This is a genomic window from Rhizobium beringeri (assembly GCF_004306515.1).
Lineage (GTDB): Bacteria > Pseudomonadota > Alphaproteobacteria > Rhizobiales > Rhizobiaceae > Rhizobium > Rhizobium beringeri.
Genome location: NZ_SILG01000001.1, coordinates 1,581,067 through 1,603,363 on the forward strand (window position 1 = coordinate 1,581,067; position 22,297 = coordinate 1,603,363).

General features: G+C 61.8%; 19 protein-coding genes. 16 read left to right on the forward strand and 3 right to left on the reverse strand.

From position 1 onward, the window contains the following. The first annotated feature begins 5 nt into the window (after positions 1–5). Positions 6–809, forward strand: coding sequence for an exopolysaccharide production regulator ExoR (gene exoR, locus ELH03_RS08090; RefSeq protein ID WP_003558862.1), 804 nt, complete (start codon positions 6–8; stop codon positions 807–809). A gap of 15 nt (positions 810–824) precedes the next feature. Here the strand turns inward: exoR and xth are convergent, their stop codons facing one another. Next, positions 825–1,616 (reverse strand): exodeoxyribonuclease III, encoded by a 792-nt coding sequence (gene xth / locus ELH03_RS08095; protein ID WP_128402548.1) that lies wholly within the window; start codon positions 1,614–1,616, stop codon positions 825–827. Between the two features lie 228 nt (positions 1,617–1,844). Then, entirely contained in the window at positions 1,845–2,177 is a 333-nt protein-coding gene (gene erpA, locus ELH03_RS08100) for an iron-sulfur cluster insertion protein ErpA (RefSeq protein ID WP_003538958.1), read from the reverse strand. A 222-nt stretch (positions 2,178–2,399) separates the two neighbouring features. On the opposite strand from erpA, the gene ELH03_RS08105 reads away from it, so the two are divergent. The 13 genes from ELH03_RS08105 (at position 2,400) to ELH03_RS08165 (ending at position 18,030) form a co-directional block, all read left to right on the forward strand. Then, positions 2,400–3,617, forward strand: a complete 1,218-nt coding sequence (locus ELH03_RS08105) for a deoxyguanosinetriphosphate triphosphohydrolase (protein WP_128410313.1) — start codon at positions 2,400–2,402, stop codon at positions 3,615–3,617. A gap of 65 nt (positions 3,618–3,682) precedes the next feature. Then, the gene (gene argS / locus ELH03_RS08110; protein ID WP_128402546.1) at positions 3,683–5,440 is read left to right on the forward strand and encodes an arginine--tRNA ligase; all 1,758 of its coding nucleotides are present in this window, start codon (positions 3,683–3,685) and stop codon (positions 5,438–5,440) included. A 62-nt stretch (positions 5,441–5,502) separates the two neighbouring features. After that, positions 5,503–8,796 (forward strand): SPOR domain-containing protein, encoded by a 3,294-nt coding sequence (locus tag ELH03_RS08115; protein ID WP_197729987.1) that lies wholly within the window; start codon positions 5,503–5,505, stop codon positions 8,794–8,796. 114 nt (positions 8,797–8,910) lie between these two features. Next, a complete protein-coding gene (nagZ, locus tag ELH03_RS08120) occupies positions 8,911–9,924 on the forward strand; it encodes a beta-N-acetylhexosaminidase (protein WP_128410310.1) in 1,014 nt (337 codons plus the stop codon). 18 nt (positions 9,925–9,942) lie between these two features. Beyond that, positions 9,943–10,800 carry a segregation and condensation protein A gene (locus tag ELH03_RS08125; RefSeq protein WP_018241794.1) on the forward strand — a complete coding sequence of 286 codons (858 nt, stop codon included), beginning with the start codon at positions 9,943–9,945 and terminating at the stop codon, positions 10,798–10,800. Next, entirely contained in the window at positions 10,797–11,513 is a 717-nt protein-coding gene (gene scpB, locus ELH03_RS08130) for an SMC-Scp complex subunit ScpB (protein ID WP_128402543.1), read from the forward strand. Before ELH03_RS08125 ends, scpB begins: the two co-directional genes overlap by 4 nt. Before the next feature lie 182 nt (positions 11,514–11,695). Beyond that, complete coding sequence (locus ELH03_RS08135; RefSeq protein WP_017960199.1) at positions 11,696–11,887, forward strand: twin-arginine translocase TatA/TatE family subunit; 192 nt, start codon at positions 11,696–11,698, stop codon at positions 11,885–11,887. Between the two features lie 51 nt (positions 11,888–11,938). Next, positions 11,939–12,550 carry a Sec-independent protein translocase protein TatB gene (tatB, locus tag ELH03_RS08140; RefSeq protein WP_128402542.1) on the forward strand — a complete coding sequence of 204 codons (612 nt, stop codon included), beginning with the start codon at positions 11,939–11,941 and terminating at the stop codon, positions 12,548–12,550. After that, complete coding sequence (gene tatC / locus ELH03_RS08145) at positions 12,547–13,374, forward strand: twin-arginine translocase subunit TatC (protein ID WP_128402541.1); 828 nt, start codon at positions 12,547–12,549, stop codon at positions 13,372–13,374. The genes tatB and tatC overlap by 4 nt, the downstream gene beginning before the upstream one ends. Before the next feature lie 101 nt (positions 13,375–13,475). Then, the gene (serS, locus tag ELH03_RS08150) at positions 13,476–14,759 is read left to right on the forward strand and encodes a serine--tRNA ligase (protein WP_128402540.1); all 1,284 of its coding nucleotides are present in this window, start codon (positions 13,476–13,478) and stop codon (positions 14,757–14,759) included. 4 nt (positions 14,760–14,763) lie between these two features. Then, a complete protein-coding gene (gene surE / locus ELH03_RS08155) occupies positions 14,764–15,537 on the forward strand; it encodes a 5'/3'-nucleotidase SurE (RefSeq protein WP_128402539.1) in 774 nt (257 codons plus the stop codon). Beyond that, positions 15,534–16,187, forward strand: coding sequence for a protein-L-isoaspartate(D-aspartate) O-methyltransferase (locus ELH03_RS08160; RefSeq protein WP_003558888.1), 654 nt, complete (start codon positions 15,534–15,536; stop codon positions 16,185–16,187). The genes surE and ELH03_RS08160 overlap by 4 nt, the downstream gene beginning before the upstream one ends. Before the next feature lie 244 nt (positions 16,188–16,431). Beyond that, entirely contained in the window at positions 16,432–18,030 is a 1,599-nt protein-coding gene (locus ELH03_RS08165; protein WP_128402538.1) for a peptidoglycan DD-metalloendopeptidase family protein, read from the forward strand. A 146-nt stretch (positions 18,031–18,176) separates the two neighbouring features. Here ELH03_RS08165 and ELH03_RS08170 read toward each other — a convergent pair whose 3' ends face one another. Further along, positions 18,177–19,049: an ATP-binding protein gene (locus ELH03_RS08170; protein ID WP_130766218.1), complete on the reverse strand. Its 873-nt coding sequence runs from the start codon at positions 19,047–19,049 to the stop codon at positions 18,177–18,179. A 310-nt stretch (positions 19,050–19,359) separates the two neighbouring features. On the opposite strand from ELH03_RS08170, the gene yajC reads away from it, so the two are divergent. Together yajC and secDF are read left to right on the forward strand one after the other, a co-directional pair. Beyond that, positions 19,360–19,707, forward strand: a complete 348-nt coding sequence (gene yajC / locus ELH03_RS08175; protein ID WP_003558894.1) for a preprotein translocase subunit YajC — start codon at positions 19,360–19,362, stop codon at positions 19,705–19,707. A gap of 45 nt (positions 19,708–19,752) precedes the next feature. Further along, positions 19,753–22,293, forward strand: coding sequence for a protein translocase subunit SecDF (gene secDF / locus ELH03_RS08180; protein ID WP_128402536.1), 2,541 nt, complete (start codon positions 19,753–19,755; stop codon positions 22,291–22,293). Positions 22,294–22,297: the final 4 nt, after the last annotated feature.

Consider the following 22,297-nt stretch of genomic DNA (forward strand, 5'->3'; position numbering starts at 1 on the left):
TTGAAATGGTGACGTCCGAGTTCAAACTGTTCAAATTCATGCTGATGGGCATGTCGATAGCCGTAGCGCTGGCACTGTCCGGTCCGTGCCGTGCATTCGACATCAAAGGTGGCGTCAGCAAGGAATCCGGACCCTTCGATCTCTTCAAGTTCGGCTTCAAAGCCTATAAGAACGGCCAGAAGGAAGAGGCGGTCGAAGCCTATAAATACGCCGCCGAAAAGGGCCACACCGGCTCGCGCTGGGCGCTCGCCAACATGTATGCCGATGGTGACGGTGTCACGCAGGACGATTTCGAAGCCTTCAAGATCTACAGCGAGATTGCCCAGCAGGGCGTCGAACCCGGCTCGGAAGATACCGGCTTCTTTGTCAATGCGCTGCTCTCGCTCGCCAGCTATTACAAGCACGGCATTGCCGGCAGTCCGGTCAGGATCGACCTCAGCCAGGCGCGCCAACTTTATTTCCAGGTGGCTTCCACCTTTGGCGTCCCCGAGGCGCAGTTCCAGCTGGCGCAGATGATGCTGGCCGGCGAGGGCGGCAATGCCAGCCCGCAGCAGGCGAAGAAATGGCTGAACCAGGCACGCAAGAGCGGCCATCCCGGCGCCATGGCGGTCTTCGGCAATATTCTGTTCGATGAAGGCCAGACGGCCCGCGGTCTGGCGCTGATGACGGCAGCACTCGACCGCTGCAAGCCCAAGGACTGCAGCTGGATGGAAGCGCTGCAGGAGCAGGCCTTCTCGGTTGCGAACGAGGCCGACCGCCGCACGGCGGTATCCCTCTCGCACACCATCGCGAGCGGTTCCGACGACTAAGCGCCTATCGGGCGCTCAGCCCGCGAAATCGAAATAAGCGATGACAGGCACGTGGTCGGACGGCTTTTCCCAGGCCCGCACATGTTTTTCGATCGCAGCCGATGTCATCCGGTCGGCAGCTTCCGGCGACAGCAGCAGATGGTCGATACGGATGCCGTTGTTCTTCGGCCAGGCGCCAGCCTGATAATCCCAGAAGGAATAGAACTGCGTCGCATCCGTCGTCGCGCGCACCGCATCCGTCAGCCCGAGATTTTCGAGCCTGCGGAACGCCTCCCGCGTCTGCGGCAGAAACAGCGCATCGTTTTCCCAGACCTTGGGATCGAAGCAGTCGTGCGGTTCCGGGATGACATTGTAATCGCCGGCAAGAACCAGCATGTCCTCATAGGCCAGCCGTTCGGCCGCGAACGTCCGCAGGCGCTCCATCCAGGCGAGCTTGTAGGGATATTTCTCCGTTTCGACAGGATTGCCGTTCGGCAGGTAGATGCAGCAGACGCGCAGGATGCGCATGTCGGACAGCGTGAACGCCGCTTCGAGGAAACGCGCCTGTTCGTCCAGCGGATCGCCTGGCAGGCCGCGGTTCACTTCGAAAGGTGAACTCTTAGAGAGGATCGCGACGCCATTGAAGCCCTTCTGGCCGTGCGTCTCGACATGATACCCGAGCGCCTCGATCTCCAGCCGCGGGAAACCTTCGTCGACCGTCTTGATCTCCTGCAGGCAGACGATATCCGGATCGGAATCCTTGAGCCATTGCGTGAGATTGTCGATGCGCGCCTTGACGCCGTTGATGTTCCAGGTCGCGATCTTCATGGCTCTGTCCCGTTCCGCATAATGCATGTCGCCCAGAAGTGTGCAGCGGTACTGGGATAACGACAGGCATAAAAAACAAAGAGCTAAAGCGCACCGCATGAATCAGCGTCGATGCAGCGCGCTTTAGTGCGCTTCTTTTATCGCGGTCTTTCACCGGCGGACAAGACGATAAACCGGCCGGAAGGAATTCTTCGGCCGGTTTGAGGGGGAGTCCGTGCGTTTAGACGTTCAAATCGAGAAACTGGTGCCACAGCCGCAGCTTGCCACCGCATTCGGGTTCTTGATCTGGAAGGATTGGCCAAGCAGATTGTCGACGAAGTCGATCTCCGAGCCCGCCATGTAGACGAGCGAAAGGCTGTCGATCAGCACCTTGGCATCGTTCTTTTCGACGATGATGTCGTCGTCATCAGCGCTGTCGGCAAGATCGAACTTGTAGGAAAAGCCCGAACAGCCGCCGCCTTCGACGGAAACGCGCAAGGCGCTCTTGCCGGCTTCGGCGCCGACGATCGCAGCGATACGCTTTGCCGCGGCATCTGAAAGGGTTACACTTGTATCCGTCATGTTTCCTCCTGCCGGGGTCAAGATCCGGAGAGAATGGGTTTTGGCACTTGAATGTTCAAATGCCTGATATCAAACAAACTTACCATGATCTTCGCGAAAAGGCGATGATGCGCCGAAGCGATTAAGAAAGCGCCTCTTTGCCGTTTCATCGAGCTATAGGTATGAAGAGCGATAAGCGGCGTCAATGGGCAGATGCGGCAACATGCAGGATGACGGTGAAGAATGACGATCGATACGCGTGCTTTGGGTTTCGGCAGCAGTGAAAGGGCGGTCTATGCGGCCGACCCCTGGACGACGCGCGGACGGCTCTATCAGGAGGACGGCAGCCCGACGCGCTCCGATTTCCAGCGCGACCGCGACCGCATCGTCCACACCACAGCCTTCCGGCGGCTGAAACACAAAACCCAGGTCTTCATCGCCCAGGACGGCGATCATTACCGCACCCGGCTGACGCATACGATCGAGGTGGCGCAGATCGCCCGCGCTCTTGCCCGCGCCCTGAAGCTCGACGAGGATCTGGCCGAGGGCGTGGCGCTCGTGCACGATTTCGGCCACACGCCGTTCGGTCATACCGGCGAGGACGCGTTGCACGAGGTGCTGCTGCCCTATGGCGGCTTCGACCACAATGCCCAATCGCTGCGCATCGTGACCAAACTGGAGAGGCGTTATGCTGAATTCGACGGCATCAACCTGACATGGGAAAGCCTCGAAGGTCTCGTCAAGCACAATGGTCCGCTTCTGACGCCGGATGGAGTCGGGACGCGCGGCCCCGTTCCTCAACCGATCCTCGATTATTGCGAACTGCACGATCTCGAGCTTGCAACCTATGCCAGCCTCGAGGCCCAGGTGGCGGCGATCGCGGACGACATTGCCTATAATACCCACGATATCGACGATGGCCTGCGTTCCGGTTATCTGACTTTCGACATGCTGGAGGAAATCCCGTTTCTTGCCGCGCTGATGGCCGAGGTGCGGGAGCGATATCCGCATCTGGAGGCCAGCCGCTTCACCCATGAGATCATGCGCCGTCAGATTACCCGCATGGTGGAAGACGTGATCGGCGTCGCGCAACAGCGCCTGTCGCTCTTGCGCCCTGAGAGCGCAGCCGACATCCGCGGTGCCGGCCAGGTTATCGCCAGCTTTTCCGAGGGAATGGCCGAGACCGACAGGCAGATCAAGGCGATGCTCTTCAAACGCATCTACCGCAATCCCGATATCATGCGCATCCGTGCCGGCGCCGCCCAGATCGTCACCGATCTTTTTGCCGCCTACATGGCCAATCCGAAGGAGATGCAAAGCCATTACTGGGTCGATCATATCGCCGGCCTGTCCGACGCGCCGAAGGCTCGCCATGTCGGCGATTATCTCGCCGGCATGACCGACACCTATGCCATCAGCGCCCACAGGCGGTTGTTTGACCACACTCCGGATTTGCGATAGGCAGCGGTCGCCCACGCCGAGGGCCGATTTGAGCCTTTGGCACAGCCTATGCATGGAAGAGTGCGATGAACCTTTTTACCGACTTCGAAGCCAGGATCAAAACCGCCCTTGAACAGATCGATCTGGTCAGGGAAAAGCGATCCGAGCTCGATTTCGGCCGCATCACCGTCGAGCCGCCGCGTGACGCGAGCCATGGCGATGTGGCGACCAATGCCGCAATGGTGCTGGCAAAACCGCTCGGAACCAACCCGCGCGCGCTGGCCGACGTCATCATCGCCAAGCTCAAGGAGGATGCTGACGTCGCCGACGTCTCGGTCGCGGGTCCCGGCTTCATCAACATCCGTCTCGCCGTCGGCTACTGGCAGCGGTTGCTCGCCTCGATGATCGGCGCCGGCACCGATTACGGCCGCTCGACGCTTGGCAAGGGCAAGAAGGTCAACGTCGAATATGTCTCGGCCAATCCGACCGGCCCCATGCATGTCGGCCATTGCCGTGGCGCCGTCGTCGGCGACGCGCTCGCCAACCTGCTGGCTTTTGCCGGTTACGGCGTCGAGAAGGAATATTACATCAACGATGCCGGCTCGCAGATCGACGTGCTCGCTCGTTCCGTCTTCCTGCGCTATCGCGAAGCGCTCGGCGAAAAGATCGGCGAAATCCCCTCGGGTCTCTATCCCGGCGACTATCTCGTGCCCGTCGGTCAGTCGCTTGCCGCCGATTACGGCGTGCGGCTGCACAACATGCCGGAAGACCAATGGATGCCGATCGTCAAGGATCGCACCATCGATGCGATGATGGTGATGATCCGCGACGATCTGGCGGCGCTGAACGTCCATCACGACGTCTTCTTCTCCGAGCGCACCCTGCATGCCAATGGTGCAGCCGCGATCCGCACGGCGATCAACGACCTGACCTTCAAGGGTTACGTCTACAAGGGCACGCTGCCGCCGCCGAAGGGTCAGCTTCCCGAGGACTGGGAGGATCGCGAACAGACACTGTTCCGTTCGACCGAGGTGGGCGACGATATCGACCGGCCGCTGATCAAGTCGGATGGCTCCTATACCTATTTCGCCGCCGACGTCGCCTACTTCAAGAACAAGTTCGACCGTGGTTTCGACGAGATGATCTACGTGCTTGGCGCCGACCATGGCGGTTACGTCAAGCGCCTGGAAGCGGTTGCACGCGGCGTTTCGGACGGCAAGGCGAAGCTGACGGTGCTGCTCTGCCAGCTCGTCAAGCTCTATCGCAACGGCGAGCCGGTGAAGATGTCGAAACGCTCAGGCGATTTCGTCACGCTTCGGGACGTCGTCGAAGAAGTCGGCCGTGATTCGGTCCGGTTCATGATGCTTTACCGCAAGAATTCCGAACCGCTCGACTTCGATTTCGCCAAAGTGACGGAACAATCGAAAGATAATCCAGTCTTCTACGTGCAATATGCGCATGCTCGCTGCATGTCGGTCTTCCGGCAGGCGAGGGAGGCTTTTCCCGACCTCGATGTTTCGCCCGAGAATCTCGCGCAAACTGTTGCAGGCATTGGCGATCCGGCCGAATTGCAGCTCGTCGCCAAGCTTGCTGAATTCCCGCGTATCGTCGATGCTGCGGCCCAGTCGCAGGAGCCACATCGCGTCGCTTTTTACCTCTACGACCTCGCCAGTTCCTTCCATGCGCACTGGAACAAAGGTAAAGATCAGCCAGAATTACGATTTGTTAATGATAAAAACCGAGAATCAAGTATTGCCAGACTTGGGCTGGTGTACGCCGTCGCGTCGGTTTTGAAGTCGGGACTCGCCATTACAGGCACTGCCGCACCGGACGAAATGCGATAACGTCACCATTTCCCCACAATGCGCTGGCATTTGAGCGTTGGCGTTTGCGAGTGGGAATAGGCATGGCTGATAAACAACTTGCGTATGATACGCGCGGAAAAAACGATCTGTTTGCCGACGATGATCCGTTGGCTGAACTTGCCCGGATCGTCGGCTTCGAGCCGCGTGTTGCGGCGAATACGGTGACTGAGACCGCACGCCGCGAGCCCGCCCTCGATCTCGAAGATGAGCTTGGGCGCGAGTTCGATCGCTACGATTCGCCACGTCCGCTCGCAGAGCTCGACCGGCCCGCCGAGCCGATCTCTGATGATGTCACTCCTGAAGATTACGTCGAGCCCGTCCTCGACGCTTCTCCCGCCGCCGAACGTGCGGAGGTTCCGGAGCCGGTTTCCGTCGCCCCCGTGGAGGCTGAAGAAGTCGAGGCTGAAGAAGAAGTAGCTTTGCCCGCCGCAGGGAATGGGGACGCATCCGCCGCCGACTGGGCGGAGCAGCTTTCCCCCGAGCCCGAGGCATCGGTGCAATCGGCCTTCGGCGGTGCGCGCGACCTGATCGAGGAGCTCGAGCTGTCGATCGGCGCAGCACCCGTTTCTTCGCTGCCGCAGCCCGCCAAGGCGCCGCAATGGTCGGCTGCCAGCATCAGGCTGCCGCTTGCCAATTTCCATGCACCGAAGCGCGAGGAGCCGGTTGTTTTGCCGGAGCCTGTGGCCGAAACGGTCGCAGCACCGGTTGCAGAGGCACCGTCCGCCGATCTTCCTGTGGTCGAACCGCAACCTGTCATCGAGCCGCCGGCGGCCGTCGCCGCTATCGAGCCTTCCGAGGAATTCGAATCCGCTTCACCGTCGCTTGGCTTCCCCGCCGAGCTCGATCGCCATGATGAAGTGATCGCATCGGAAGAGACTGCCGAGGCCGAAGAATTCGTCGAGATCGAGGAAGAGCTGCAGGATTTCGGGTCCGATGCCGGTTTCGATCTAATCGCCGCCGCCGTCGAAGGCGAGATCCAGGCCGATGCCGCGCTGACCGAGGTCGTGCCTGATGTTCCGCACACCGCCGGCACTTTCGATCTTGACGATCTGCTCGCCGACGTCTCGCGTTATCCGGTGCCGCAACGTGCCAATCCGACGCCCGTCTCGCCGCAGCCCGCATCGATCGAGGCAGCGCCCGTTTCTGCTGCCCCCATGGCCGTCGCACCTGTCGAGCCCAAGGTGATCGCGCCCGCACCGCTCGCCGCAGCACCCGTCCCGACTGCTCTGATCGAACCGGCTCCGGTCTATGCTGCCGAAGCCGCAAGGCCGATCGCGCCGCAGCTTGCCGAGGTCGTTGCGCCTCAGCCTGCCGCAACGGCATATTCGCGGGCGCCGCAGCCGGTGCCGGAAGCCGACGACCCCTTTGCCGGCCATGATTTCGAGCTGGATCTTGCCGGCATCGAGCTGGAACTCGCCGATCTCGATTTCTCCGAGCCGGCCGAGCCAGCGCCGCAGCCAGCGCCGCCAGCACATGCTCCCCAGCCGGCCGCTGCCGTCGCTACTCCTCGGCCCGCGCCTGTTTTTGCGCCTGAGCCGCCAGCTCCTGCTTTCCAGCAGGCCGCTGCCCCCGCACGGTCCGCTCCGGCCTTTGTTCCCGAGCCACAGGCTCCAGCTCCGGCTCCGGCTTTTAACTGGGCGGCTGCCTCCGACTCCACCGAAGACCTGCCATTCGATCCGGCGATGATCTCCGATCCGGAGGATCGTCCCGAGACCGTCGACGACATGCACGTGCCGACGCTGCCGCCGGTCGAGCAGCCCGCGCCGGTCGCGAAAACTGCTGATTTCGATTTCGATCTCGACGCAGAGATCGCCAGCTTCTTTGAACCGGCCAAGCCGCGGCAAACGCCGACGCCAGTCCGGGATACGGCTGCGGCCGCGGCACAGCCGGTCAAGCCCACCATCGCCGATGGCCTCGATGATTTCGAACGGGCGCTGGAGGAGGATTTCCGCCGCAGCGTGCGTGAGCCGGTCGAGCGCCGCGAGACCTCCGAGGTTCGTATCGAATCGGCAAGCCAGGCCGCTGATTTCAGCCGCGCCCGGTCGATGCGCCGGCTGCTTGCCGGGGCCGTCGTGCTCGTGGTCTTCGCCGGTGTCGGTTATGGTGTCTATTCCTCCGTCTGGAACGGCGAGGGGCTCGGCATTGTCGCGTCCGGCGAGCCGCGCGTGATCACCGCCGATAAGGAGCCGGTCAAGGTCGTTCCGGAAAATCCTGGCGGCAAGACCGTGCCGAACCAGGATAAGGCCGTTTACGACCGTGTTGCGGGTTCTGCCGAAGAGCCGAAGCAGAAGGCGCTCGTCTCTTCCGACGAGGCGCCCGTCGATGTTGTCCAGCGCACGCTGACACCGGAATCGCTGCCTGAAGACGACGAGAACGCCAACGCCGATGATCAGGTCACGCCGACTGCGGTCGGTGAGACGGAGGATCCGCGTCTGCTGCCGAACCAGGGCAATGCCGATAACGCTTCGGCAAGCGACGCCGACAAGACGCCGTCTGTTTCGCCGCGCAAGGTCCGTACGATGATCGTCAAGCCTGACGGTACGTTGGTTGCCCGCGAGGAGCCGGCGCCCGTCGATCAGCCGACGCCGTCTGCTCAGGCGACACAGTCTGCCCAGGCGACACAGTCTGCCCAGGCGACACAGTCTGCCCAGGCGACGCCGTCTGCCCAGCCGACGCCGCCGGCTCAGCCGCCGTTGACGGCCCAGTCGACCCCGTCCGCGCAATCGACCTCGCCCGTGCCTCCAGTCGGCGGAACGGCCGCAAGCTTCCCGGCAAGCGCCGAGGTTGCTTCCGCCGATACCCGTACTGCAGCCCCCGCCGAAACTGCGCCGGTACAGCCGCCGCTCGCCGGCAGTGCCGATGCGCAGGCCGCAAATTCCGCCCCGGTCGCTCCGCCGGTGCGCCCGGTCAAGTCCTCCGCGATTGCCGATACCGCGCCGATTCCGACCGCGCGTCCGGCCGACCAGCCCGTCAACGTCGTTGGCACCGTCACCGAGAAGGGCAATGTCCGGCCGCCCGTACAGCAGTCGAAGACGACTGAGGTCGCGGCCGCAGCTCCCGTCGCCGCAAAGCCACTGCAGGCCGCATCCGCCGGCGGCTACGGCATCCAGATCGCCTCACTGCCTTCGGAAGACGAGGCGACCAAATCCTACGCCAATCTGTCGAAGAAATTCGCCAGCGTGCTTGGCGGCCGCAGCCATGAGATCCGCAGGGCCGATATCGCCGGCAAGGGTACTTTCTACCGTGTCCGCATTCCGGCCGGTTCCAAGGACGAGGCCGCAGCACTCTGCGAACAGTATCGTGCGGCGGGCGGAAGCTGCCTGATCTCCAAGTAGATCGGTTTTTTGAATAGAATATGAGAGCGGCGGGCCGGATCGGCCCGCCGCTCTTTTTTGTGCATCAGGCCCGACCTTGCTCGCATTTGGCCGGGCGCCGTCTATGATTCTCACATGACCGAATCAAAAGCGATGATCCTTGGCTGCAGCGGCCTTGCCCTCACATCCGAAGAGAAAGCCTTTTACCGGGGCGAACGGCCCTGGGGCTTCATCCTCTTCGGGCGCAACATCTCCGAAGCACGGCAGATCACCGATCTCGTCGCCGAACTGCGCGACAGTGTCGGCTGGCATGCACCGGTGCTGATCGACCAGGAGGGCGGCCGCGTTCAGCGCATCCGCCCCCCCGTTCTGGCGCGTTATCCTTCCGGCCAGGCGCTCGGCGATCTCTATCGCCGCGATCGCGTGCTCGGCCTACGCGCCGCCTGGCTGATGTCGCGGCTGCACGCCTTCGACCTTTCGAGCCTCGGCATCGATGTTGATTGCCTGCCGGTGCTCGATGTGCCCGTCGAGGGCAGCAGCAAGGTCATCGGTGACCGCGCCTATGGCGGCGATCCCGAAACCGTCATCGCGATGGGGAAAGCGGCTGCCGCAGGGCTGAAGGCCGGCGGCCTATTGCCTGTGATGAAGCATATGCCCGGCCACGGTCGCGGCTTTGCGGATTCACATCTGGAGCTGCCTGTCGTCACCGTCTCGCGCGATGAGCTGGAGCTCCATGATTTCCCGCCCTTTGTCGCGATGAAGGACGAGTTGATGGCGATGACCTGTCATGTCGTTTTCGCCGCCATCGACCCGGACAATCCGGCGACGACCTCGCGCAAGGTGATCGACGGGATCATCCGCGAACACATCGGCTTTAACGGTCTGCTGCTCTCCGACGACAGCTCGATGAATGCTCTTTCCGGCACGATCGGTGAACGCGCGGCGAATATCATTGCAGGCGGATGCGATATCGTGCTGCATTGCAACGGCAATATGGACGAGATGCTAGATGTCGTGGCAAATGTTCCGCCGCTCGCCGGCATATCGCTTGCCCGCGCAAAAGCGGTGGAAGCAGGCTTCGCGGCGCCGGATATTGCCGATGAAGCGGAATTGAGGGCGGAATTCGAGGCGATGTTTGCGACGGTGTGATCGTAAGGGAGCAGCTAGGTGAGCACGGTCAAGGGCACGGAACGTCCGCAGGCGGCGACGCCGATGGACAAGTTGTGGCAGGATAACGGTGCCGAGCGCGCCAGCCACGAGCCGGCGCTGGTGATCGACGTCGCCGGCTTCGAAGGCCCGCTCGACCTGTTGCTCTATCTCGCTCGCAACCAGAAGGTCGACCTGTCGCGCATTTCGGTGCTTGCGCTGGCCGAGCAATATCTGCTGTTCATCGAAAGCGCCCGGCGTATCCGCATCGAGCTTGCCGCCGACTATCTCGTCATGGCAGCCTGGCTTGCCTATCTCAAGTCGAAGCTGCTCATTCCCCAGCAGGTCAAGGATGACGGCCCTTCCGGCGAGGAACTGGCGGCAACACTCGCCTTCCGCCTGAAACGTCTCGAAGCCATGCGCCAGGCGGCAGACGGCCTCGTCAACCGCAACCGCCTCGGCCGCGATATCTTCGTGCGCGGCGCGCCCGAGCATATTCCCGACCGGCAGCAATCCGCCTATGCGGCGAGCCTTTACGATCTCCTGACCGCCTATGCGGCGCTGCGCCAGCGCCATGCCGTCACCCAGGTGACGATCGAACGGCGCACCGTCTGGTCGCTGACCGATGCCCGCGAGCTGCTGACCCAGATGATAGGCGAGATCGGTGACTGGACGGCGATGGAACATTATCTGCTGCGTTATCTCGCAGCGCCCGAGGAACGCGTCACGGCAATCGCCAGCGCTTTTGCCGCCTCGTTGGAGCTGGTGCGCGAGGGCAAGCTCGAAATCCGCCAGGACGGCGCCTTTCAGCCGATATACATGCGCCGCGGTCCGAAACATGCCACGCTGCAGGTGGTGGAACAGGAGCGGCCGGTTTGATCGACCTGAGGGGCGAAGAAGATTTCGAAGGCGATTTCGAAGACAGGGGCCGCGACCTGCAGGCCGAGATCGAGGCCGAGCGCATCGCCGAGGCGCTGGTCTTCGCCTCCTCGCAGCCGGTCTCCGAAGGCTTCCTCGCGGAGCGCCTGCCCGAAAAGACCGACGTGCATGCAATCATGCTGCGCCTGAAGGAGCAATATGCGCCGCGGGGCGTCAATCTCGTGCAGGTCGAAGGCGCCTGGGCCTTCCGCACCGCCGCCGACCTGTCCTTCGTCATCCGCCGTGATGACAATGAGGTGAAAAAGCTTTCGCGCGCTGCACTGGAAGTGCTGGCGATCATCGCCTATCACCAGCCGGTGACACGTGCCGAAATCGAGGATATCCGAGGCGTCCAGACCTCGCGCGGCACGCTCGACGTGCTGATGGAAGCCGGCTGGGTGCGGTTTCGTGGCCGCCGGCGCACACCGGGCCGGCCGGTGACATTGGGCACGACCCGCGATTTCCTCGACCATTTCGGTCTCGAAGAGCTGCGTGACCTGCCCGGTCTCGAAGAGTTGAAGGGAGCGGGCTTGCTGTCAGGCCGGATTCCGGCGAACTTCAATATTCCCTCGCCGTTGATGAACGACGAACTGACCGAGGACGAAGACCCGATCACCCAGATGGACCTCGAGGAACTGGGGTTGTTGGCGCCGCGCGGCACCTCTGAAGATTGAGGGGCTTGCGTCTTGCTTTTGCCATGCATGGCGAAAACAATGGAGCCAGCACTTTTCGATGGGTCGATGGCTTGTCACAAAGGGCGATACCGTGACATTAAGCTCAATCCAAAGGGCTTGATGTTGGAAACGGTGTCGGAAATCCTTACATCGTGGGAACATAGAAACAGGGAGTTAGCGTAATGGGTGGTTTTAGCATGTGGCACTGGTTGATCGTTCTGGTCATCGTGCTGTTGTTGTTCGGTCGCGGCAAGATTCCGGAACTGATGGGCGACGTTGCCAAGGGCATCAAGAGCTTCAAGAAGGGCATGACGGACGAAGACGCGCCGGACACGGCAAAGACCGTCGATCACAAGGCCGACGAAACGAAGTAACCAAGTCCGGGAAAAAGCGCAGCCCCCGCGCTTCCCGTCCAGGAGCCTTGCATGTTCGATATTGGCTGGACCGAGCTTTTGGTCATCGCGGTCGTACTGATCGTGGTCGTCGGTCCCAAGGATTTGCCGCCGATGCTGCGCGCTTTCGGCAAGATGACGCAACGCGCCCGCAAGGTGGCGGGTGAATTCCGTGCGCAGTTCGATGAAGCGTTGCGCGAAGCCGAGCTTGACGATGTCCGCCAGACGATCAGCGACGCCCAGAAGCTCAACCCGGTCAACAGCCTACGCGAGGCGATGAACCCGCTTCGCCAGATGGGCAACGAGATCAAGGCCGACCTGCAGAAGGCGACCACGGTCACGGAGAACAAGACCGAAGTGCCGCCCGATGCTGTTGCAGCCCCGACGCCGTCGATGAGCCTGCCGGAAACACCGCCATTGGTCGCGACACCTGCGCCGTCGGAACCCGTCGCAGCAGCGATCGTGCAGGCTGATATGGTTGCCGCCAAGCCGAAGGCCGTGCGCAAGCCGCGCGTCAAGGCTGCCGATAAGCTCGATGCTGCGGCTGCCGTTGCCGTGCCGGTGGAAAAGCCGAAACGCACGACGGCAGCCAGGAAGCCTGCAACGCCGAAGAAGCCGGCGCAGACGAAGAAGGACGAGGCATGAGCGGTGATATCGAAGACAAGCCGCAGCCGTTGATCGAGCACCTGATGGAGCTGCGCACGCGGCTGATGTGGTCGATCGGCGCGTTTTTCGTCGCTTTCATCGCATGCTTCTTTTTTGCCAAGCATCTCTTCAACTATCTGGTCATTCCCTACAAGACAGCGGTTCAGTGGGCGCATCTCGACGTCGAGAAGGCCCAGCTCATCTACACCGCGCCGCAGGAATTCTTCTTCACCCAGGTCAAGGTGGCGATGTTCGGCGGCCTTGTGGTCGCTTTCCCGATCATCGCTGCCCAGGTCTACAAGTTCGTGGCGCCGGGTCTCTACAAGAATGAGCGCCAGGCTTTCCTGCCGTTTCTGATCGCCTCGCCGGTCCTGTTCCTGATGGGCGGCGCGCTCGTCTATTTCTTCTTCACGCCAATGGTCATGTGGTTCTTCCTGTCGATGCAGCAGGCGCCCGGTCATGACGAGATAGCAATCTCGCTGATGCCGAAGGTTTCGGAATATCTGAGCCTGATCATGACGCTGGTCTTCTCCTTCGGCCTCGTTTTCCAGCTTCCCGTCGTCACCACGCTGCTTGCCCGTGTCGGTCTTCTGACGTCGCAATGGCTCGCCGAAAAGCGCAAATTTGCCATCGTCCTCGCCTTCGTCGTCGCCGCCGTGCTGACGCCGCCGGATCCGATGTCCCAGATCGGCCTTGCGATACCGACGATCCTTCTCTACGAGATTTCCATCTATGCGGCGCGACTCGTGGAGCGCCAGCGTGCCCGGCAGGCGGTCGAAAAGGACACCGGATCCGCGGACGTTGCCAAGACGGACAGCGTCTGAGCGGCGATCCCAATCCCCCTTTGTGAACGCTGCTTAACATCCGGTCGAGGTCCGATCAGGCTTTGGCCGGGCCACCTCTGTTGCAACGACCTGGAACGACGATGCTCGATATCAAATGGATCCGTGAGAATCCCGAAGCGCTCGATGCCGCCCTTGCCAAGCGCGGCGCGGAGCCTCTGGCCCAAACTCTCGTTGCCCTCGATGAAAAGCGGCGCTCCGCCGTGCAGAAGGCGCAGGACTTGCTGTCCCGCCGCAACCTCGCCTCCAAGGAAATTGGTGCGGCGATGGCCCAAAAGAATAGCGAGCTTGCCGAGAAGCTGAAGGCCGAGGTCGCCGAATTCAAAACTCTCCTGCCGGCGATCGAGGAAGAAGACCGGCAACTGACGGCCGAACTCAATGACGCGCTCTCGCGCATCCCGAACATCCCCTTCGACGACGTTCCGGTCGGCAAGGACGAGCATGACAATGTCGTCACCCGCACCGTCGGCGAAAAGCCGCGCTGGAACCACGCGCCGAAGGAGCACTTCGAAATCGGCGAAGCGCTCGGCTATATGGATTTCGAGCGCGCCGCCAAGCTCTCCGGCTCACGCTTCACGGTTCTGACCGGGCCGCTCGCCAGGCTCGAGCGCGCGCTCGGCCAGTTCATGATCGATCTCCACACCAGCGAGCACGGCTATACCGAAGTCAGCTCGCCGCTGATGGTGCGCGACGAGGCCGTCTATGGCACCGCCCAGCTGCCGAAATTCGCCGACGATCTCTTCAGGACGACGGACGGCCGCTGGTTGATTCCGACGGCTGAAGTGACGCTGACCAATCTGGTGCGCGAAGAAATCCTCGATCAGGAGAAGCTGCCGCTCCGCTTCACCGCGCTGACGCCGTCCTTCCGCTCGGAAGCGGGCTCCGCCGGCCGCGATACGCGCGGCATGCTGCGCCAGCATCAGTTCTGGAAATGCGAGCTCGTTTCGATCACTGATGCCGAGAGCGCCGTTGCCGAGCATGAACGCATGACCGCTTGCGCCGAGGAAGTGCTGAAACGCCTCGGCCTGCATTTCCGCACCATGACGCTTTGCACCGGCGACATGGGCTTCGGCTCGCGCAAGACCTACGATCTCGAAGTCTGGCTGCCCGGGCAGAATGCCTTCCGTGAAATCTCCTCCTGCTCGGTCTGCGGCGATTTTCAGGGTCGCCGAATGAACGCGCGCTACCGCGGCAAGGAAGACAAGAGCAACAGGTTCGTCCACACGCTGAACGGTTCCGGCACGGCCGTCGGCCGCTGCCTGATCGCCGTCCTTGAAAATTATCTGAACGAGGATGGTTCCGTCACGATTCCGGACGTTTTGCTGCCTTATATGGGCGGATTGACCAAAATCGAACGGGCGGCTTGAGGCGATGCGCATCCTGCTTACGAATGACGATGGCATTCACGCCGAAGGCCTTGCCGCGCTGGAGCGGATCGCGCGCACGCTGTCCGACGATGTCTGGATCGTGGCGCCCGAGACCGACCAGAGCGGCCTTGCCCATTCGCTGAGCCTCTCTGAACCTCTGCGGCTGCGCAAGATTTCCGAAAAGCATTTCGCCCTGCGCGGCACGCCGACCGATTGCGTCATCATGGGCATCAGGCAGGTGATGGACATCAAACCGGATCTGGTCCTGTCCGGCGTCAATTCAGGCTCGAACGTTGCCGACGACGTGACCTATTCCGGCACGATCGCCGGCGCCATCGAAGGCACGATGCAGGGCGTGCGCTCGTTTGCGCTGAGCCAGGCCTATCTCTATGAGGATGGCGCGCGCATCGTGCCCTGGGAGGTCTGCGAGACGCATGCGCCGGCTCTTCTGGAAAAGCTGATGGTCCTGGACCTGCCGGAGGGTACGTTCCTCAATCTCAACTTCCCGAACTGCCGTCCCGACGAAGTCAATGGCGCCGAGGTGACCATGCAGGGCAAGCTCGCCTTCAATCTGCAGGTCGACGCCCGCTCCGACGGCCGGGGCTTTCCTTACTACTGGCTGAAGTTTGGCGAACGCGCCGGCGCCTTCGTTGAAGGCACCGATATTCACGCCCTGAAGCATAATAAGATTTCGGTAACGCCTTTGAAACTGGATCTGACCGATTATTCCGTGACGGACCGCGTGGCGCGGGCCTTGGGATACGGAGCACAAGTTTGACGGCAAGACTGGCGGAGAAGGAGGGCTTTGCTGCGCTCGTCCTCAGATTGCGTGCCGAAGGCATCTCCGACCTCGATCTGCTGACGGCGGTCGAGCAGACGCAGCGCTCACTGTTTGTGCCGCCGCAATTTGCCGACGACGCCTATTCGAGCCGGACGATACCGATCGAATGCGGTTCCTTCCTTGAAGGCATCGATTTTGCCGTCCGCATCCTGCATCACTTGAAGCTCAAGCCGGGCCAGCGCGTCCTGGAGATCGGCACCGGAAGCGGCTTTACCGCCGCCGTCATGGGCCGCATGGCCGAGCGTGTCCTGTCCATCGACCGCTACAAGACGCTGACGACGGCAGCGCAGCGGCGCATGGAATCGCTTGGTCTGCGCAGCGTCATCATTCGCCATGCCGACGGCAGTGCCGGCATGCAGGGCGAGGGCACCTTCGACCGCATCCTGGTGACGGCGGCCTTCAACGCGATGCCGCGCTTTTATACCGACCAGCTCGTTTCCGGCGGCTCGATGATCGCGCCGCTCATGATTTCCGAGAACGAGTGTCGCATGGTGCGGCTGACGAAAACCGGCAGCCGTTTCGAACGCGAGGAACTGTTCGAAGCACCCTATCTGCCGATCGTTCCGCGTCTTGCTTCGCTGTTGTAGGGCCTCGCTGCCGTAGGCGTAAATGTTTCCGGCCGGATCGGCCTGAAATCTGAATATGCATCACAATCAGAAAAGCCGCTCGCAGTTTTCGGCATCATGCTCTGCGCACTACGATTTTTCACCCGTAAGCCTATGGTTATCAACTTCTCAAAAATATCGCACTGATTCCAGCATCTTAACCGCGTGGTAATACTAACGCGTTTTAATAGACTCACAAATGGTTGCGTTCTCAGTGGGTCGAGTCATGCGTTTCAGTCTTTCGCCAAAGTTCGGGAAGTCGGCCGGTAATCTTCTGGTTGTTGGCCTGCTGGCAAGTGCCGCAACGGGCTGCAGTTCCGATGTGACACGGTTTGGCGGCTTGTTTTCCTCCTCCGGGCAGGACCAGATCACCACAAGTTCCATTCCGCGCAGGAATATCAACGGTTCTCAGGGCGATCCGGTGCCGCGCGCCGATCTCGGCGGTTCGGCCGTTGCCAGCCAGTCGGGCTACGGCGGCGGCAATGACGCACTGAACCAGCCTTATCCCGCACGCCAGGGTTACGATCCGACACGCACGTCGAGCTCGAGCGCACGTCTCGCTTCCGCGCCGGTCACGGTGCAGCGTTCAGAGCTGGCCGCGCCGACGGCCGTTGCTCCGTCCCGGCAGCGGGAAAAGGAAGTCGCGCTCGCCCAGCCTTTCCCAGCTGCGCCGCAGGCCGAAAAGCCCCGTTTGGTGGCGCCGGCGGCACCCAAGGTGATGCCCGATACGCTGACGACCGGCACGACGCCGAAGGTTTCCGGCTGGTCCGCGACCAACGCGCCTTCGGTGACGCTGCGTCCGGGTGAAAGCATCGCCACGCTCTCCAGGCGTTTCGGCGTTCCGGAAAAGGAAATCCTGCGCGTCAATGATCTGAAGACGGCATCTGCCGCCCAGCCAGGCCAGGCGATCCTCATCCCGACCTTCAACGGCGGCAATGCCGCCAAGGCGGCATCGCAGGCGGCTGACCTTTCCAAGCCCGGCAAGATGCCGGAGGCGCCGAAGGCGCCTGAGCAGAACGTTGCCGTCATTCCAGGCGCCAATTCGGCCCGCGACAAGACGCTGGCGAGTGCCGATGCCACCGGCAAGCTTCCCGCCGGCGCCGGCAAGGATCCGAAGGCGCCTGCCGGCACCTATGTCGTCAAGCAAGGCGATTCCCTGGCAAAGATCGCCAAGGCGACCGGCAGCAATGTCGATGACCTGAAGGCCGCCAACAATCTTTCGGCCAGCTCGCTCCGCATCGGTCAGGCCCTGAAGATCCCGAACGGCACCGCCGACAATATCAAGACCGCCTCGATCCCGGCCGAGAAGGTCGATCCGAAGCCGACTCAGCCGGCAGCAGCCCAGCAGACGGCTTCCGTGCAGCCCTATAAGGCACCGGCCGCCACCCAGACCGTCGACGATGCCGAGAAGAAGTCGGACGTCAGCTCCGCCGCACCGGAATCGACCGGCATCGGCAAATACCGTTGGCCGGTGCGCGGCCAGGTCATTGCCTCATACGGCGCCAACGTCAACGGCAACCGCAATGACGGCATCGACATCTCGGTACCGCAGGGCACGCCGATCAAGGCCGCTGAAAACGGCGTCGTCATTTATGCCGGCAACGGCCTGAAGGAACTCGGCAACACGGTTCTCGTCCGTCACGACGACGGCACCGTCACCGTCTACGGCAACGCCGACACGCTGAGCGTCACCCGCGGCCAGAAGATCCAGCGCGGCCAGACCGTCGCCGTCTCCGGCATGAGCGGCGACGTCAAGCAGCCGCAGGTCCATTTCGAGGTGCGCAAGGACGCGTCCCCGGTCAACCCGATGACTTTCCTGGAATAGGTATAGCGTACCAGGAAACGCAAAAGCCCGGCCACCAGCCGGGCTTTTGTCATTTAATGGATGTCGCGCAAAAGTGCGCAGCGGTTTTGGGATAAACGACAAAGACCTAAAACGCGTCGCGTGATTTCGGATTGAAGCGACCCGCTCTAGTCCCGGTCGATGTGAACGCGCATACGCCCGGCTAGGTCCTGGATATACTGCCAGGCGACGCGGCCGGAGCGTGCGCCGCGCGTCGTTGCCCATTCCAGCGCCTCGGCATGCATCTTGTCGCGTTCGAGCCCGAGCTTGAAGTGATCGGCATAGCCGTCGATCATGCCGAGATAATCCTCCTGGCTGCATTTGTGGAAGCCGAGCCAGAGGCCGAAGCGGTCGGAAAGCGAAACCTTTTCCTCGACCGCCTCCGACGGATTGATCGCCGTCGACTGCTCGTTTTCCATCATGTGGCGCGGCAGGAGATGGCGCCGGTTGGAGGTGGCGTAAAAGAGCACATTGTCCGGCCGCCCCTCGACGCCGCCGTCGAGTGCTGCCTTCAGCGATTTGTAAGCGGTGTCATCGTGATCGAAGGAGAGATCGTCGCAAAAGACGATCACGCGGTACGGCGTGTCCTTCAGGAGGTCGAGCAGATGGGGGAGGGTGGCGATATCCTCGCGATGGACTTCGACCAGTTTCAGCAAGACGCTGCTTTCGCGCCTGACATCCTCGTGCACGGCCTTGACCAGCGAGGATTTGCCCATGCCGCGCGCGCCCCAGAGCAGCACATTGTTGGCGGCATAACCCTCGGCGAAACGCACCGTATTCTCATGCAGGATGTCGCGCACGTGATCGACGCCGCGGATGAGCTTCAACGCCACCCGGTTCGGTCTCGTGACCGGCTGCAGATGCTGGCGCAAAGGCGCCCAGACGAAACAGTCGGCAGCATCCCAGTCGTTGAGGGCAGGTGCCGGTCCGGCAAGACGCTCGACGGCGTCTGCGAGCCGTCTCAGTTCGGCGAGCAGGGCTGTGTTGATTTCCTCGGTCATCGGTGGCCTCCTGATTTCTCACTGCGGGAATCCGCTTTGATCTTTCGATGCCGCTAATGCATGTCGCCCGGAAGTGTGGAGCGGTTCCGGGATAACGACATGCTTGAAAACAAAAGAGCTAAAGCGCGTCGCATCTATCAAGTTCGATGCGACGCGCTTTAGCATGGCGTTTTGACGGCGGAAAGGTTATGAGGCAGCGGAATCGGTACTGTTTCCGGCTGTTTCTGTTGCATTCATCGAAGCGGTAACTATAGTCCGGCAACCTGAAAAGAGAGGCGGAGTTCCGCCGCCCAAGCCTGAGGAGTTTAGCATGTTCATCACCCCGGCGTTCGCCCAGAGCGCGACCGATACTGCAACGGGATTCGGCGGTTCCGGTTTCGAAATGATCATCCTGTTCGTGCCACTGATGGTCGTCTGGTACTTCCTGCTGATCCGTCCGCAGCGCGCACAGGCAAAAAAGCGTGAGGAGACCCTGAAGGCAATTCGTCGCGGCGACCAGGTCGTCACCGGCGGCGGTCTCGTCGGCAAGGTCACCAAGGTCGTCGACGAAAAGGAAGTCGAAGTCGAGATCGCTGATGGCGTGCGCGTGCGCATCGTCCGCAGCGGCATCTCCGAAATTCGCGTCAAGGGTGAACCGGTCAAGGCCGACGCGGCGTAACAAGCGATAACGGCAGGACCGCCGGATCGGAAGATCGTCGAGAGAATGTTGCATTTTTCCCGCTGGAAAACACTTCTGATTTGGCTGGCCGCGTTTGCGGCCATTGCCATTGCTGCGCCCAATCTGCTGACTGAGGCGCAGCGATCCTCCCTGCCAGACTGGTTGCGGCACGACCGCGTAATGCTTGGTCTCGACCTGCAGGGCGGCTCGCATATCGTTCTGAAGGTCGAGCGTTCCGATATTGTCAAGGACCGCCTGGAAGAGGTGGTCGCGAATGTGCGCAACGCGCTGCGCGGCGCCGGCATCCGCTATACCGGGCTGACCGGCAATGACCAGACCGTCACCGTCCGCATCACCGATCCGGCCCAGACACAAGCGGCGGTCGATCTCTTGAAGCCTTTGACGACGGCTGGCGGACATGCGGGACCTGAGGTAGCGCTGCAGCAGGGCGAGGAGGGGCAGCTCTCGCTGCAGATTTCTGACGCCGGCATTACCGCTGACGTTGCCTCCGCGCGGACCCGGTCGCTCGATATCGTTGGCCGCCGCATCGCGGGATTCGGCTATGATGATTTCCTCGTTCGCCCCGATGGCGCCGACCGCATTGTCGTGCAGGTGCTGGGATCGGTCGATGCTGAGCGGCTGAAGAACATCCTCAACCAGCCGGCCAAGCTTTCCTTTCATCTGATCGACGAAAGCATGTCGGGGCAGGAGGCGCTGAACGGCCGCTGGCCGGCGACATCGCAGGTGCTCTATTCCCTTGACGATCCGCCAGTACCTTATCTGGTCGATCGCACGGCTTTCGTCACCGGCAGCAACATGGTCGATATCGAGCCTGTCGTCGATCAACAGACGCAGGATACCGCGATTGCCTACCGTCTCGATGCGGAAGGTACGCAGCGGCTGGCGCAGGCGACGGGGCAGAATATCGGCAAGCACCTGGCCATCGTCTTCGACGACCAGGTGATGTCGTCACCGGTCATCGATGCGGCGATCGCCGGCGGTGAGGGTCGGATTACCGCAAACTTCTCCGAAGATGGCGTCCGCGACCTTGCGATCATGCTGCGCGCCGGTGCCTTGCCGGCGACGCTGACCAGCGTTGAGGAACGCAGCGTCAGCCCGAGATTCGGCGCCGATTCCATCTTCAGCGGCCTTGTTGCCGGTCTCGTCGCCGTCGTGCTGGTCGCGGCACTGATGATCGCGCTCTATCGCATCCTCGGCGTCATCGCCGTCGTCTCGCTCTTCTTCAACCTGATCCTCATCGTCGCGGTGCTGAGCCTTGCCGGCGCGACGCTCACCTTGCCCGGGATTGCCGGTATCGTGCTGATTGTCGGCATGGCCGTCGACTCGAACGTTCTAATCTACGAGCGTATCCGCGAAGAGGAGAAGATCACCCATTCCTTTGCGGAGGCCGTCGGCCGCGGTTTCTCACGCGCATTTGCAACGATCATCGACGCGAATGTGACGATCTTCATCGCCGCCATCATCCTCTTTTTCCTCGGCAGCGAATCCATCCGCGGTTTCGCGGTGACGCTGGCGGTCGGCATCCTGACGACTGTTTTCACGGCTTTCACGCTGACGCGCTCGATCGTTGCCGTCTGGCTGAGCGCGCGCCATCCCCGACATCTGCCAAAGAGCGTTCTGGCGCATCTTTTCGAACACGCCAATATCCGCTTCATGGGAATCCGCCGCTATGTCTTTACGGCGTCGGCGGTCATCTCGCTGATCGCCATGGCCGCCTTTGCCACCGTCGGCCTGCATCTCGGCATCGATTTTACCGGCGGTTCGCTGATCGAGGTGACGGCGAAACAGGGCAATGCCGATATCGCCGATCTCCACTCGCGCCTCAATGATCTCAACCTCGGCGACGTCCGCGTCGAGCGCGCGGGCGGACCGTCGAACGCGCGGATCCGCATCGCTTCCCAGGGCGGCGGCGAGAATGCCGAGCAGTCGGCGGCGACGCTGGTGCGTGGCGAGCTCCAGGAGGACTATGACTTTCGCCGCGTTGACGTCGTCGGACCCGCCATCTCGGGCGAATTGACGATGATGGCGACGCTCGGCATGCTTGCAGCACTTGCGGCGATCCTGATCTACATCTGGATCCGCTTCGAATGGCAGTTCGCGGTCGGTGCCATCGTCGCAACGCTGCACGACGTCATCATCATGCTTGGTCTCTTCGTCCTCACCGGTATCGAGTTCAACCTGACGAGCATCGCCGCCGTGTTGACCGTCGTCGGTTATTCCCTGAACGACACGGTCGTGGTCTATGACCGAATGCGCGAGAATCTCAAGCGATACAAGAAGATGCCGCTGCCGATCCTGATCGATGCCTCGATCAACCAGACGCTGTCGCGCACCGTTCTGACCGCGGCGACGACGCTGACCGCCTTGCTGGCGCTCTTTCTCTTTGGGGGCGAAGTCATCCGCTCCTTCACCTTTGCGATGCTCTTTGGCGTCGCTCTCGGCACTTTCTCTTCGATCTATATCGCCGCTCCTGTCTTGATCGTCTTCCGGCTGCGGCCGGAGGCTCCCGACGGGGAAGAGAGCAACAAGACGGATGCTGGTGTAAAATCCGGCACGGTGGTTTGAAAAC

Bases quoted from the DNA above. Each gene is read 5' to 3' on its own strand.
- exoR (WP_003558862.1), top strand. From the start codon at position 6: ATGGTGACGTCCGAGTTCAAACTGTTCAAATTCATGCTGATGGGCATG.
- xth (WP_128402548.1), bottom strand. From the start codon at position 1,616: ATGAAGATCGCGACCTGGAACATCAACGGCGTCAAGGCGCGCATCGAC.
- erpA (WP_003538958.1), bottom strand. From the start codon at position 2,177: ATGACGGATACAAGTGTAACCCTTTCAGATGCCGCGGCAAAGCGTATC.
- ELH03_RS08105 (WP_128410313.1), top strand. From the start codon at position 2,400: ATGACGATCGATACGCGTGCTTTGGGTTTCGGCAGCAGTGAAAGGGCG.
- argS (WP_128402546.1), top strand. From the start codon at position 3,683: ATGAACCTTTTTACCGACTTCGAAGCCAGGATCAAAACCGCCCTTGAA.
- ELH03_RS08115 (WP_197729987.1), top strand. From the start codon at position 5,503: ATGGCTGATAAACAACTTGCGTATGATACGCGCGGAAAAAACGATCTG.
- nagZ (WP_128410310.1), top strand. From the start codon at position 8,911: ATGACCGAATCAAAAGCGATGATCCTTGGCTGCAGCGGCCTTGCCCTC.
- ELH03_RS08135 (WP_017960199.1), top strand. From the start codon at position 11,696: ATGGGTGGTTTTAGCATGTGGCACTGGTTGATCGTTCTGGTCATCGTG.
- tatB (WP_128402542.1), top strand. From the start codon at position 11,939: ATGTTCGATATTGGCTGGACCGAGCTTTTGGTCATCGCGGTCGTACTG.
- tatC (WP_128402541.1), top strand. From the start codon at position 12,547: ATGAGCGGTGATATCGAAGACAAGCCGCAGCCGTTGATCGAGCACCTG.
- serS (WP_128402540.1), top strand. From the start codon at position 13,476: ATGCTCGATATCAAATGGATCCGTGAGAATCCCGAAGCGCTCGATGCC.
- surE (WP_128402539.1), top strand. From the start codon at position 14,764: ATGCGCATCCTGCTTACGAATGACGATGGCATTCACGCCGAAGGCCTT.
- ELH03_RS08165 (WP_128402538.1), top strand. From the start codon at position 16,432: ATGCGTTTCAGTCTTTCGCCAAAGTTCGGGAAGTCGGCCGGTAATCTT.
- ELH03_RS08170 (WP_130766218.1), bottom strand. From the start codon at position 19,049: ATGACCGAGGAAATCAACACAGCCCTGCTCGCCGAACTGAGACGGCTC.
- yajC (WP_003558894.1), top strand. From the start codon at position 19,360: ATGTTCATCACCCCGGCGTTCGCCCAGAGCGCGACCGATACTGCAACG.
- secDF (WP_128402536.1), top strand. From the start codon at position 19,753: ATGTTGCATTTTTCCCGCTGGAAAACACTTCTGATTTGGCTGGCCGCG.